Origin of the sequence: Mesorhizobium sp. WSM4935, from assembly GCF_029625735.1 — a bacterium.
Lineage (GTDB): Bacteria > Pseudomonadota > Alphaproteobacteria > Rhizobiales > Rhizobiaceae > Mesorhizobium.
In genome coordinates, this window is the sequence record NZ_JARTVR010000001.1 from 152,536 (window position 1) to 165,821 (window position 13,286).

14 protein-coding genes and 1 pseudogene are annotated in these 13,286 nt (G+C 64.3%); 14 read left to right on the forward strand and 1 reads right to left on the reverse strand.

Annotated elements, in window-relative coordinates; translation table 11 throughout:
* Nucleotides 1–139 precede the first annotated feature (139 nt).
* From P9273_RS00695 to P9273_RS00745, 11 genes and pseudogenes are all read left to right on the forward strand, one after another.
* Complete coding sequence (locus P9273_RS00695; protein WP_278047186.1) at nt 140–1,456, forward strand: ABC transporter substrate-binding protein; 1,317 nt, start codon at nt 140–142, stop codon at nt 1,454–1,456.
* A gap of 127 nt (nt 1,457–1,583) precedes the next feature.
* On the forward strand, nt 1,584–2,480 hold the full coding sequence (locus P9273_RS00700) for a carbohydrate ABC transporter permease (protein ID WP_278047187.1): 897 nt from the start codon (nt 1,584–1,586) through the stop codon (nt 2,478–2,480).
* Between the two features lie 2 nt (nt 2,481–2,482).
* Nucleotides 2,483–3,349, forward strand: a complete 867-nt coding sequence (locus P9273_RS00705) for a carbohydrate ABC transporter permease (RefSeq protein WP_278047188.1) — start codon at nt 2,483–2,485, stop codon at nt 3,347–3,349.
* 5 nt (nt 3,350–3,354) lie between these two features.
* Nucleotides 3,355–4,452: an ABC transporter ATP-binding protein gene (locus tag P9273_RS00710; RefSeq protein ID WP_278047189.1), complete on the forward strand. Its 1,098-nt coding sequence runs from the start codon at nt 3,355–3,357 to the stop codon at nt 4,450–4,452.
* A gap of 1 nt (nt 4,453) precedes the next feature.
* Nucleotides 4,454–5,566, forward strand: coding sequence for a mandelate racemase/muconate lactonizing enzyme family protein (locus tag P9273_RS00715; RefSeq protein ID WP_278047190.1), 1,113 nt, complete (start codon nt 4,454–4,456; stop codon nt 5,564–5,566).
* 11 nt (nt 5,567–5,577) lie between these two features.
* Nucleotides 5,578–5,907: an L-rhamnose mutarotase gene (locus tag P9273_RS00720; protein ID WP_040994407.1), complete on the forward strand. Its 330-nt coding sequence runs from the start codon at nt 5,578–5,580 to the stop codon at nt 5,905–5,907.
* Nucleotides 5,900–6,973: a Gfo/Idh/MocA family protein gene (locus P9273_RS00725; RefSeq protein ID WP_278047191.1), complete on the forward strand. Its 1,074-nt coding sequence runs from the start codon at nt 5,900–5,902 to the stop codon at nt 6,971–6,973. Before P9273_RS00720 ends, P9273_RS00725 begins: the two co-directional genes overlap by 8 nt.
* An 8-nt stretch (nt 6,974–6,981) precedes the next feature.
* Nucleotides 6,982–7,428, forward strand: coding sequence for a MaoC/PaaZ C-terminal domain-containing protein (locus tag P9273_RS00730; RefSeq protein ID WP_040993608.1), 447 nt, complete (start codon nt 6,982–6,984; stop codon nt 7,426–7,428).
* A 16-nt stretch (nt 7,429–7,444) separates the two neighbouring features.
* On the forward strand, nt 7,445–8,176 hold the full coding sequence (locus tag P9273_RS00735) for an SDR family oxidoreductase (RefSeq protein WP_278047192.1): 732 nt from the start codon (nt 7,445–7,447) through the stop codon (nt 8,174–8,176).
* 65 nt (nt 8,177–8,241) lie between these two features.
* Nucleotides 8,242–8,454, forward strand: a pseudogene (locus P9273_RS00740) (fuconate dehydratase); the annotation flags it as partial.
* Nucleotides 8,455–8,531: 77 nt separating this feature from the next.
* A complete protein-coding gene (locus P9273_RS00745) occupies nt 8,532–9,191 on the forward strand; it encodes a DUF2161 domain-containing phosphodiesterase (RefSeq protein WP_278047193.1) in 660 nt (219 codons plus the stop codon).
* A gap of 279 nt (nt 9,192–9,470) precedes the next feature.
* Here the strand turns inward: P9273_RS00745 and P9273_RS00750 are convergent, their stop codons facing one another.
* On the reverse strand, nt 9,471–10,418 hold the full coding sequence (locus P9273_RS00750; protein ID WP_278047194.1) for a GlxA family transcriptional regulator: 948 nt from the start codon (nt 10,416–10,418) through the stop codon (nt 9,471–9,473).
* An 88-nt stretch (nt 10,419–10,506) separates the two neighbouring features.
* Here P9273_RS00750 and P9273_RS00755 point away from each other — a divergent pair, with 88 nt between their 5' ends.
* The 3 genes from P9273_RS00755 to P9273_RS00765 all read left to right on the forward strand — a co-directional run bounded on the left by P9273_RS00755 (nt 10,507) and on the right by P9273_RS00765 (nt 13,262).
* Nucleotides 10,507–11,211 (forward strand): DJ-1/PfpI family protein, encoded by a 705-nt coding sequence (locus P9273_RS00755; RefSeq protein WP_278047195.1) that lies wholly within the window; start codon nt 10,507–10,509, stop codon nt 11,209–11,211.
* A 120-nt stretch (nt 11,212–11,331) separates the two neighbouring features.
* On the forward strand, nt 11,332–12,063 hold the full coding sequence (locus tag P9273_RS00760; RefSeq protein ID WP_040993618.1) for a FadR/GntR family transcriptional regulator: 732 nt from the start codon (nt 11,332–11,334) through the stop codon (nt 12,061–12,063).
* Nucleotides 12,060–13,262, forward strand: a complete 1,203-nt coding sequence (locus P9273_RS00765; protein WP_278047196.1) for a PLP-dependent transferase — start codon at nt 12,060–12,062, stop codon at nt 13,260–13,262. The genes P9273_RS00760 and P9273_RS00765 overlap by 4 nt, the downstream gene beginning before the upstream one ends.
* Nucleotides 13,263–13,286: the final 24 nt, after the last annotated feature.

Here is a 13,286-nt window from a genome sequence, read left to right on the forward strand (position 1 = left end):
CATATATGCATGAACTTCACTCGGCTGGAAGCATAATCGCCTTGACCCGGCAATGAAAATGCTATTTGCATATGAATGAAGCTTAAGCGCTCGGTCGCGCGCTCGGCGGGCCGTCGCTACGAGTCCATGGGAGGAGAACATGACGAGACTGGTTTTACGCATTTCCGCCGGCCTGGCTGGCCTGCTGCTGAGCGGCACCGCGTTTTCGGCCGATCTGCCCGGCAAATTTCCGGACGTGACGATCGACGTGAAGCTGATCGGCGGCCAGCAATATGAAAAGCTCTACGAGCGCATCCCCGAATGGGAGAAGGCGACCGGGGCCAAGGTCAACATCCTGACCAAGAAGAACGGCTTCGACATCGACAAGGAACTGAAGTCCGACATCGCATCGGGCAGCACCAACTGGTGCGTCGGCTGGAACCATTCGTCCTTCGCGCCGCAATATACGAGCCTTTACACCGACCTCAGCAAGCTCTTGCCGAAGGAAGAGATAGACGCGTTCGTGCCCTCGACGATCAAGGCCGCGACCATCGACGGCAAGCTGGAGATGCTGCCGCGCGCGCAGTTCGACGTCTCGGCGCTCTACTACCAGAAGAGTCTCTACGAGAACGCCGACAACAAGACCAAGTTCAAGGCCAAATACGGCTATGACCTTGCGCCGCCGGACACCTGGAAGGAAGTGACCGACCAGGCCGAGTTCTTCGCCAACCCGCCGAACTTCTACGGCACCCAATTCGCCGGCAAGGAAGAGGCGATCAACGGCCGCTTCTACGAGATGGTGGTCGCCGAGGGCGGCGAATATCTCGACAAGGACGGCAAGCCCGTCTTCAACTCCGAGGCTGGCATCCGAGCGCTCGACTGGTTCGTCAACCTCTACAAGGCCAAGGCCGTGCCGGCCGGCACCACCAACTACCTGTGGGACGATCTCGGCCAGGGCTTTGCCTCCGGCACCGTGGCGATCAACCTCGACTGGCCGGGCTGGGCCGGGTTCTTCAACGACCCGAAGTCCTCGAAGGTCGCCGGCAATGTCGGCGTGAAGGTCGCGCCCAAGGGCTCCTCCGGCAAACGCACCGGCTGGTCGGGCTTTCACGGCTTCTCGGTGACCGAGAACTGCCCGAACAAGGAAGCGGCGGCCTCGCTCGTCTGGTGGCTGACCAACGAGGACAGCCAGAAGCTGGAAGCCGCCGCCGGCCCGCTGCCGACCCGCACCGCGGTCTGGGACTGGGACCTGAAGCAGGCCGAGAACGATCCTTACAAGAAGGAGGTTCTGGCCGCCTTCCAGGAGGAAGCCAATCACGCCTTCGCCGTGCCGCAGACGCCTGAGTGGATCGAGATCTCGAACGCCGTCTACCCCGAGCTGCAAGCGGCGATCCTCGGCGACAAGACGTCCAAGCAGGCGCTCGATGACGCCGCCGCCAAGGCGACGCAGATCCTCCAGGACGCCGGCAAGCTCTGACGATAGCTCTCAACGCCGCCTCCCCCGTCGCGAATGGGGGAGGCGACTTGCCGCTACGGGCCTTCCGTTTCGGCCGGTGCCTTGCTCATGGCGGCCCGAATTGAATGCAGAACCTCACAGGATCCCGATGAAGGGCCTCAAGCCATCCGCGCCATTCCTGCTGCTGCTCCCGGCGATTATCGTGCTGGCGGCGGTCGTGGTGCTGCCGTTGGTCTTGTCGCTTTATTCCAGCTTCACGCCCTTCCGCCTGACGCGGCCGGAGTCCTTCTTCGTCTTCGTTGGCTTCAGGAATTATCTGTCGATCCTGTCCAATGCCGATTTCTGGTGGGCTTTCGGCCGCACCGTTCTGTTGCTCACCATCGCGCTCAACCTCGAAATGCTGCTCGGCCTCGGCCTGGCCATGCTGGTCGAGAAAGCGACGCGCGGCCAGCGCATCCTGCGCACGCTGATGATGTTCCCGATGATGTTCTCGCCGATCCTCGTCGGCTTCCAGTTTAAATTCATGTTCAACGACAATATCGGCCTGGTGAACAACGCGCTGCAGTCGCTGGGCGTTACGCAGGACGCCATCCCGTGGCTGATCGAAGGCCATCTCGCCTTCATCGCCATTGCGATCGCCGAGATCTGGTCGTCGACCTCGATCTTCGCCATCCTGATCCTGGCCGGCCTGCTCGCCATGCCCAAGGAGCCGATCGAGGCGGCGCGCGTCGACGGCTGCACGCCCTGGCAGACCTTCCGCTATGTCACCTGGCCGTTCGTGATGCCCTTCGCCTATATCGCCATGACGATCCGCTCGCTCGACGTGGCGCGCGCCTATGACATCGTCAAGATCATGACCGACGGCGGACCTGCCGGCCGCACCGAGCTGTTGTGGACGCTGGTCGGGCGCACCGCTTACAGCGACGCCCGCATGGGCCTCGCCAACGCCATGGCCTATTTCTCGATCCTGCTGTCGATCGCTTTCACCGTCTATTTCTACAACAAGCTTGCCGCGGCGCGCGCGCAGATCGGCGCGGAGTGGTGAGAATGGACGAGAACGCCTCCGCCCGCCTCGCGCGCCGCGCGCTGACAGTCGCGCATCGTGTCGGCCTCTTCCTCGCCATGCTGGTCATCTGCCTGCCAGGCATCTGGATCGTGCTGTCATCGCTGCGCCCCACGGTCGAGATCATGGCCAAGCCGCCGGTCTGGATCCCGCAGCAGCTCTCCTTCGACGCTTATGTTGCGATGTTCAGCGGCATCGGCAAAGGCGGCATCCCGGTGCTCGACTATTTCCGCAACTCGCTGATCATCTCGATCACCTCGACGGTGATCGCGGTGGCAATCGGCATGGCCGGCGGCTACGCCTTCGCGCGCTACCGATTCCGCGGCAAGTCAGGCATGTTCCTCGGCCTGATGCTGACGCGCACCGTGCCCGGCATCGCGCTGTCGCTGCCCTTGTTCTTCCTCTATGTGCGGCTGGGCATTATCGACACCCATATCGGCATGATCCTGGCCTATGTCGCGCTCAACGTGCCCTTCACCATTTGGCTGATCGACGGCTTCTTCCGCCAGGTGCCGAAGGACCTTGCCGAGGCCGCGCAGATCGACGGCTGCACGCGCTGGCAGGCCTTTTGGCAGGTCGAACTCCCGCTGGCGCGTCCCGGCATCGCCTCGGCCGCGATCTTCGCCTTCCTCACCTGCTGGAACGAGTTCGCGCTGGCGTCGCAGCTTACCCGTTCCGTCAGTTCCAAGACGCTGCCCGTCGGACTGCTCGACTATACGGCGGAGTTCACCATCGACTGGCGCGGCATGTGCGCGCTGGCCGTGGTGATGATCATTCCGGCGCTGACCCTCACCTACATCGTCCAGAAACACCTCGTCGGCGGTCTTACCTCCGGCGCGGTGAAAGGTTGAACTGCATGGCAACGGTTTCGCTGAAAAGGCTCACCAAGCGCTACGGCAACATCGAGATCGTGCACGGCATCGATCTCGAGATCGCCGACCGCGAATTCATCGCCTTGGTCGGCCCGTCGGGCTGCGGCAAGTCGACGACGTTGCGCATGATCGCCGGCCTCGAGGATATCACCGGCGGCGCGATCGAGATCGGCGGCCGCACGGTCAACGACCTGCCGCCGCGCTCGCGCAACATCTCCATGGTGTTCCAATCCTATGCGCTCTACCCGCATATGACGGTGCGCGAGAACCTGGGCTTCTCGCTGAAAATCGCGGGTGCTGCCAAGGACGACATGGACCGGCGCGTCGCCGAGGCTTCCGCCATCCTCGGCCTCGACGAACTGCTGGAACGCCGTCCCTCGCAGCTTTCCGGCGGCCAGCGCCAGCGCGTCGCCATGGGCCGTGCCATCGTGCGCGACCCCGATGTCTTCCTGTTCGACGAGCCGCTCTCCAACCTTGACGCCAAGCTGCGCACGCAGATGCGCACCGAGATCAAGAAGCTGCACGCCAAGGTGAAGTCGACGGTCATCTACGTCACCCACGACCAGGTTGAGGCGATGACGCTGGCCGACCGCATCGTCATCATGCGCTCAGGTTATATCGAGCAGGTCGGCACGCCGGACGAGGTGTTCAGCCGTCCCGCTACCCGCTTCGTCGCCGGCTTCATCGGCTCGCCGCCGATGAATCTGCATGAGGCGACGGTGAGCGACGGCAAGCTTATGTTTGGCGGCGGCGACAGCCTGCCTCTGCCAGGACAGTTCAAGTCGAAGACGGCGGCCGGCGACAAGGTCGTATTCGGCATCCGCCCGGATGATTTCTATCCCACGGGCCACGGGCTAAGCTCCGGCGGCGAGACAGAAGTCCATCGCATCGAGTTGCCGGTCAGCATCACCGAGCCCCTAGGCAACGAAACGCTGGTCTTCGCCGAGTTCAACGGCACCGACTGGGTGTCGCGCATGCTCAATCCGAAGCCGCTGAAAGCCGGCGACAGGATCGGCATGAGCTTCGACCTGAGTCGCGCGCATCTGTTCTCCGCCGAAACCGGCAAGTCGCTGAGGAGCTGACATGGCGAAAATCGAGAAGATCGAACTGCGCATGGTCGACCTCGTGCCGAAGGTCAAGCGCACGGACGCCATCCAGAGCTTCGTCAGCCAGGAGACGCCGATCGTCACCGTCACCGATTCCGACGGCGCATCGGGCACCGGCTACAGCTACACGATCGGCACCGGCGGTTCCTCGGTGATGCGGCTTCTGGCCGACCATCTCGCGCCGCGCCTGATCGGCCGCGACCCCGACCAGATCGAGGCGATTTGGCACGAGCTCGAATTCGCTACCCACGCCACCACCATCGGCGCCATCACGGCGATCGCGCTGGCCGCGATCGACACCGCCCTTTGGGATCTGCGGGCGAGGAAACAGAACCTGCCGCTCTGGAAGCTCGCCGGCGGCGCAAAGGACCGTTGTCCGCTCTACACGACAGAGGGCGGCTGGCTGCATATCGAGACGGCCGCACTTGTCGACGACGCGCTGGAAGCGAAGGCCAAGGGCTTTACCGGCTCGAAGGTCAAGATCGGCAAACCGCATGGATCGGAGGATTTTTCGCGGCTGTCGGCGGTGCGCAAGGCGGTCGGCGACGGCTATGAGATAATGACCGACTGCAACCAGGGTTTTTCCGTCGACGAAGCGATCCGACGCGCCGAGCGGCTGCGCGATCTCGATCTCGCCTGGATCGAGGAACCGCTGCCGGCCGACGACATCGACGGCCATGTGCGGCTGTCGAACTCGACCGCGACGCCGATCGCGGTCGGCGAGTCGCTCTATTCGATAAGGCATTTTCGCGAGTACATGCAGAAAGGCGGCTGCAACATCGTCCAGGTCGATGTCGGCCGCATCGGCGGCATCACGCCCTGGCTGAAAGTCGCCCATGCGGCGGAAGCCTTCGACATGCCGGTCTGTCCGCATTTCCTGATGGAGTTGCATGTCAGCTTGGTCTGCGCCATCCAGAACGGCAAATATGTCGAATATATTCCGCAGCTCGACGAGTTGACGGGTGACAAAATGCGCATCGAGAATGGTCATGCGCTGGCGCCCAGCGAGCCGGGCATCGGCATCGACTGGGACTGGGACGCGGTCAAGGCGAGAAGCATCGCCGAGTTCACCACGGCGATCGTGAAATAGGGAGGCGAATGATGCAGCGCATGGGAATGGTGCTGGGCTTGAAGCCCGAGAAGGTCGAGGAATATGTCCGCCTCCACGCCGCCGTCTGGCCGGACGTGCTGACCATGATCTCGGCCTGCAACATCAAGAACTATTCGATCTACCTGAAGCGGCCGGAGAACCTCCTGTTCTCCTATTTCGAATATCACGGCACAGACTTCGCCGCCGACATGGCCAAAATGGCCGCCGACCCGAAGACGCAGGAATGGTGGTCGGTCTGCATGCCTTGCCAGGAGCCGCTGGAAACGCGCAAGGAAGGCGAGTGGTGGGCAACGATGGACGAGGTCTTCCACCATGACTGACGCCTTCGATCCGGCATCGCTGGCGCAGTCCTGGCCAAAACCTTCGAAGCCGCGCCCGATCGTCACCTTCGGCGCCGGCTCGATCGTCGGCGACGCGCACTTTCCCGCTTACAGCAAGGCCGGGTTCCCGATTTCCGGCCTCTACGATCCGGATCAGGCCAAGGCGCAAAGGCTCGCCGGCAAATGGGGCGTGACGGCGTTCGGCTCGGTAGAGGAGGCGGCAGCCGTCAAGGACGCAATCTTCGATCTGGCGACGCCGCCGGGCCGTCATGCCGAGGTGCTGAAGGGGCTGCCCGATGGCGCCGTCGCGCTGATCCAGAAGCCGATGGGTAACTATCTCGGCGAAGCGACCGAGATCCTGGAAATCTGCCGCGCCAAGCAACTCAAGGCGGCGGTCAATTTCCAGCTTCGCTTCGCGCCGATGATGCTGGCGCTGAAGGATGCCATCGCCAAGGGCTGGCTGGGCGAGGTCGTGGATTTCGACGCGCTTCTGGCGCTCGACACACCCTGGCAGCTCTGGGAATTCCTGCTCAAGGCGCCGCGCGTCGAGATCGCCATGCATTCGATCCATTATCTCGACCTGATCCGCCAGCTTCTCGGCAATCCGCTTGGGGTGCACGCCAAGACGCTCGGCCATCCCAACCACCAAGTCGCGCAGACCCGCACCAGCGCCATCCTCGACTATGGCGACACGGTGCGCTGCGGGCTGTCGATCAACCACGACCATAAATTCGGGCGCCGCCACCAGGCCTGCGAGTTCCGCATCTGCGGCACCGAGGGCGCGGCCTATGTCAAGCTCGGCCTTAACCTCGACTATCCGCGCGGCGAGCCGGATATTCTGGAAATCTATCCGAAAGGCGGCTCGCAATGGGTCGCCGTCCCGCTCGCCGGCGAATGGTTCCCCGATGCCTTTGTCGGCCGCATGGCCAATGTCCAGCGCTTCGCGTCCGGCGAGGACGCCGAGCTGGTGAGCTCCGTTGAGGATGCCTGGCACACCATGGCGCTGGTCGAGGCCGCCTACAAATCGAGCGCCGCGCCGGCAACGCCGCTGGCCGAAAAGCCCTAAGACAGGACATGGAACAGACCACCTATTTCGAGGACTATGAGATCGGCTCGTCGCGCCTCACCAGCGGCCGCACGATCACCGAGACCGATTTCGTCGTCCACGCCGGCCACACCGGCGATTTCTTCCCGCATCACATGGATGCCGAGTTCATGAAGACCACGCCTTTCGGCCAGCGCATCGCGCATGGCACGCTGGTCTTCTCGGTCGGCGTCGGCTTGACGGCGAGCGTCATAAACCCCGTCGCCTTCTCCTACGGCTATGACCGGCTGCGCTTCATCAAGCCGGTCTTCATCGGCGACACCATCCGCACGCGCACCACCATCGCCGCCAAGGAGGACGACCCGAAACGGCCGAACGCCGGACGCGTCATCGAGCGCGTCGAGGTTTTGAACCAGCGCGACGAGGTCGTGCTGGCGGCGGATCACATCTATATCGTCGAGCGACGGCCCGGCTGAAAGACGGAGACAAAGAATGGCTGATATCACAGGCAAGGTCGTGGTCGTCACGGCGGCCGCGCAGGGCATCGGACGGGCAAGCGCGCTGGCTTTCGCCAAGGCCGGCGCCATCGTCCACGCCACCGACATCAACGAGACGGCCCTTGCCGAATTGGGCAAGACACCCGGCATTACGACGCGAAAACTCGATGTGTTGAATGACGAGGCGGTGAAATCCGCCTTCGCCGAGATCGGCCGCGTCGACGTGCTGTTCAATTGCGCCGGCTTCGTCCATGCCGGCTCGATCCTGGAGATGAAGGACGAGGATCTCGACTTTGCCTTCAACCTCAATGTGCGCGCCATGATCCGCACCATCCGCGCCGTGCTGCCCGGCATGCTGCAACGCGGCGATGGATCGATCATCAACATGGCCTCCGTCGCCGGCGCCCCGAAGGGCGTGCCGAACCGCTTCGCCTATGGCGTGACCAAGGCGGCCGTGGTCGGCCTGACCAAGTCGATCGCCGCCGATTATGTCGCCAAGGGAATACGCTGCAACGCCATCTGCCCGGGCACTGTCGAGAGCCCCTCGCTTCAGGGTCGCATGCAGGCGCAGGGCGACTATGAGGCGGCGCGCGCGGCTTTCATCGCCCGCCAGCCGATGGGCAGGATCGGCACGCCGGAAGAGATCGCCGACCTCGCCGTCTATCTCGCAGGCGCGACTTATACGACCGGGCAGGCCTATAATATCGACGGCGGCTGGTCGATCTGAGGCTGTTCCGGCAGGCAGTCGAGCGGCGGCGATCGAATAACGAGGCGGGCCAGTACGAGGCAGCAATGACGAAAATCACGGACCTCAGAACCTTCGACCTGCGCTTCCCGACATCGCAAAGCCTCGACGGTTCCGACGCGATGAATCCCGACCCGGACTATTCGGCCGCCTATGTCATCCTCGAGACCGATGTTCCGTCGCTGAAGGGCCACGGGCTCACCTTCACCATCGGCCGCGGCAACGAGATATGCTGCGCGGCGATCGAGGACTATCTGCATCGGCCCTGAAAGCTGTCGCTGCAAACCGGACCGCGGCCCGCGGTGCCGCACCGCCGCGAATCGGCTATGCCTCCCGCATGCAGGAGACTTCCCTCTACGAGCCGGTGAAGCGGTTCCTCGAGAGCATGGATTTCGCGGTCAAAGGCGAGATCGGCGGCTGCGATGTGGTCGGCGTACGCGCCGGCGAGCCGCCGGTTGTCGTCATCTGCGAGCTGAAGCTGCAGTTCAACCTCGAGCTCGTCCTGCAAGCCGTCGACCGCGCGTCCGCATGCGACGAGGTCTGGCTGGCTGCTCTGATGTCCGCGCGCGGCAAGGGCCGCGAGCACGACCGCCGTTTTCGCGCGCTCTGCCGCCGTCTCGGCTTCGGCCTGTTGGGCGTCGGCAAGAAGGGCGAGGTGGAGCTGCTGCTCAGTCCGGCCGCCTTGCCGCCGCGCCGTGATCCCAGGCGGCGCTCGCGCCTGGTCGAGGAGCATCACCGCCGCAAAGGCGATCCGTCCATCGGCGGCAGCACGCGCAAGAAGCCGATCATGACCGCCTACCGGCAGGAAGCGCTGGCCTGCGCCGCCGCCATGGCCGACGGTCCGAAGCGGCCGCGCGATCTCAAGGCCCTTTCGCCGCGCGCCGCCAGCATTCTTTTGCACAATTATTACGGCTGGTTCGCTCGGGCCGAGCGCGGCGTCTACGCGCTGACCGAAGCCGGCCTCGCGGCGATTGGGCCGCTTCCGGCAGCGCTATAAGCCATCGCGCCCGCGGAATCCTCGCCGGCTTACCACACGGCGCCGGTTACCACTCGGCGAACTAACCGTCCTTGTGGCGCCAGACCGGTTGCGCCAGCGATGACAAGAATGTCTCGCAATATATCAATGACTTCCGCATTTTCTAAGCCTGCCGGCTGCGCAGGGAACCGACATGTCGGTGACGGCGGCGATGCGAATCCGGCGCCCAGACGAATCGAATTTCCGCGAGTTCCGCCGCGTCACAGCGATCACCCTGTCGTCCGGCTCGGACAATCGCGATCAGAATCGCTCGCGGTAGTCGCGCGGGTTGGTGCCGAGCACCCGTAGGAAGCCGCGCCGCATCGTTTCCTCCGAGCCGAAGCCGCAGCGCCTCGCCGTTTGGCTGACCGTCTGCCCCCGCTCCAGCATCCGCCGCGCCGCTTCGATGCGGATCTCCTCGACGGCACGCGCGGGTGTCCGCCCCGTCGCCTCCTGATAGCGCCGCGAGAAGCTGCGCCGGCTCATATTGGCGTGCTCGGCCAACTGTTCCAGCGAAAGGTCGCCGCTCAGATTGTCCAGGATCCAGCCATGCAGCCGGTCGAAGCGCCCGTCGCCCTCCTGCAGCTTGAGGGTCTGGCTGAACTGCGCCTGGCCGCCGGGACGTTTCAGGAAGACGACCAGTTCGCGCGCCACGGCGAGCGCCATGCGCCGGCCGAGGTCGGCCTCGACGAAGGAAAGCGCGAGGTCGATGCCCGCCGTCACGCCGGCCGAGGTCCACACATTGCCGTCGCGAATGAAGATCGGGTCGGGCTCGAGCCTTACCGCCGGAAAGCGCCGGGCGAACTCCTCGCAACGGCCCCAGTGGGTAACCGCGCGGCGACCGTCGAGCAGGCCTGCCTGCGCCAGCAGCATGGCGCCGCTGCAGACGGAGGCCGTTCGCGTGGCATCGCGCGAGCGGCCGATAATCCACTGGACCAGCTCAGCCTCCTCGCAGGCCGCGTTCACGCCCCAGCCGCCGGGCACGATCAGTGTGTCGATCTCGCTCCCGTGCGCCGGCAGCGCCGCTGCCTCCAGCACCAAACCGGACGATGTCCTGATCCGCGGCGAGGCGGCGACGACGATGACCTCATAGGCGGCCGCTTCGCCGGCCTGCATCCTGAAGTCATTGGCACTGGCGAAAACCTGCAGAGGTCCGCTGACATCGAGGAGCTGGATGTCGGGATAGGCGAGGATTTCGATTCGGCGCATGGCTTTGGCCCGAAACGAGGGGTGAATGGCAATCGTGCCAAAGCATGATCCCTTAGATTGCCGGAAGTCAACCTCAAAGGAGATCTCCATGAGCCTTCGTTTCGGCATTCTCGTATTCCCCAACGTCCAGCAGCTCGACCTCACCGGGCCTTATGAGGTTATGGCGACGGCCAAGGGCGCGGAGGTGGAACTGATCTGGAAGAATCGCAATCCGGTGACGTCCTCGACGCGCCTTTCCCTCACGCCGACCGCGACCTTCGACGACTGCCCGCCTCTCGACGTGCTGTGCATTCCGGGTGGTGGCGGCGTCAATGCGCTGCTCGAGGACAAGGCGGTTCTCGACTTCGTCTGGGAGCGCGCCGCGCAGGCGCGCTACATCACCTCGGTCTGCAGCGGCGCCCTGGTGCTTGGCGCGGCCGGGCTGCTCAAGGGCAAGCGCGCCACCACCCATTGGTATGCGCATGATTTTCTTGAGGAGTTCGGCGCGATCCCTATCGATGCACGGATCGTCGAGGACGGCAAGCTGATCACCGCCGGCGGCGTCACCTCCGGCATCGATTTCGGTTTGGCACTGGTCGCAAGGCTGCTCGGCCAGGCCGAAGCGGAAATCGTGCAGCTCTCGCTCGAATATGCGCCGGCGCCTCCTTTCCGGTCAGGCACGCCCGCCGAAGCTTCGCCCGCCGTCCTGGCGGAGGCGAAGGAGCGGCTTTCGGGTTCGCGGCGGGCCCGCGAGGAAATGTTCGCGCGCTGGCGCCACGAGCGTGCGGCCGTACCGGCGCGCATCCGCGCCTGAAACGCCGGGCTGGATGGCGCATATCCGCGCTGTTCAGCCCAGCCCATTTCGGCTGTTGACTCACCTTTCCGCCTGTGCAGAAATTGGTTGGACCATTGAACCACTTTAGGCGCGGCTGGCGTGACCGATTTCCTGCCCCCCATCCAGACGACAGCCCGCGACGACGCGGTGCTGAAGGCTTTGGCGGGATTCGTGCGGCAGGAGGCTCTTGGCCCAGGCGAAAAACTGCCGACCGAACGCATCCTCGCCGAACGTCTCAAGGTCAGCCGCAACACGGTGCGCGAGGCCCTGACCCGCTGGGAGGGCCTCGGCCTCGTTGAACGGCGGCAGGGCTCGGGCACCTATCTCAAGGCCGTAGTCTCGCCCGACATGCTGCACATGCCGCTGACACTCTCCGGCGGCAACGATTTCGCCGGCCTGATGCGGACGCTGGAGATCCGCAGGGCGCTGGAGGCGGAAGCCGCCGCCCTTTGCGCCATCCGCGCCGGCAAGGCCGAGATCGCCGAGATCGAGCGCAAGCTCGACATCATGGAAGATGCTTTCAAGACCCGCGCCGGCATGTCCTCGGAAGAGGACTGGGAATTCCATCAGGCGGTCTATCGCGCCTCCGGCAATCCGCTGTTCGAGCAGATCATCAGCGCCATGCATGAGCTCTTCCATCGCTTCTGGGAGCATCCGCTCGGCGTGCGCGACTTCGGTCATGCCAGTTTCCCCTATCACCGCACCATCTTCGACCGCATCGCCGCGCATGACCCGGAAGGCGCCCGCGCCGAAGCGCTGAAGCTCATCGCCACCGTCGAGGACGATCTGAAGCGCGGCGCCGCCAACCTCAAGCTTTTGGACCGCAGATGAACGAGCAGCCCAACACTTTCGATCCGGCCTCTTTGGCCAGCGATTATCTCGGCGAGGCGGCGACGCTTCTGGCGCATGACGATCCGTTCCCGGGCGGCGCGGTGGTGCCGCCGATCTACCAGACGTCGCTCTTCACCTTCGCCAATTACGCCGATATGGCCGACACCTTCGCCGGCCGGAGAAAGCAGCCGATCTACTCGCGCGGGGACAATCCAACGGTGATGGAGTTCGAGGCGCGTGTCGCGGCGCTCGAAGGTGCTGAAGCTGCGCGCGGCTTCTCGAGTGGCATGGCTGCGATCAGCGCGACCGTGCTCGCCTTCGTCGGCGCCGGCGAGCGCATGGTTGCCGTGCGCAATTGCTATGGCGACGCCTATCGGCTGTTCGAGCGGCTGTTCCCGCGCCTTCACATCAAGGTCGACTATGTCGACGGCTCGGACCCCGACGCGGTTGCGGCGGCCCTTCCCGGCGCCAAGCTGCTCTACCTCGAAAGCCCGACCTCGATGATGTTCGAGCTGCAGGATCTGGAGCATCTGACGCGACTGGCGAAGGAGCAGGGCATCGTTACGACCATCGACAATTCCTGGGCCACCCCCGTCTTCCAGAAGCCGATCTCGCATGGCGTCGACCTGGTGCTGCATTCGGCCTCGAAATATCTGAGCGGCCACAGCGACACCGTTGCCGGCGTGGTGGCGGGCTCGGCCGCCCACATCAAGCACATCAACGAGCAGACCTATTCGCAGCTTGGCGGCAAGCTGTCGCCCTTCGAAGGCTGGCTGCTGTTGCGCGGCCTGCGCACGCTCCCGCTGCGCCTTCCGCATCACATGAAGAGCGGGCTCGACCTGGCCGAGCGGCTGAAGGCCCACGGCCAGGTCGAGCGGGTCAACCATCCCGCCTATTCCAACCATCCCGGCAAGAAGACCTTAGCCGGCTATGCCGGCCTGTTCTCCTTCGAGGTCACGGAGGATGTCGACATCCCGGCCTTCGTCGATGCGCTGAAATTCTTCCGCATCGGCGTCAGCTGGGGCGGCCATGAAAGCCTGGTCGTGCCGGCAAAAGCTTCGCTCGAGCAGACGCCGGGCATCAATTCGATGGCGCGCTTCGGCGTCAGCCCCCGAACCATCCGCTTCAATGTCGGATTGGAAAATGTCGAGGACCTCTGGGCCGACATCGCCCAGGCCTTCGATAGGTCAAAAAAATAAACGGATCAAAATGGGAGTCCTGAA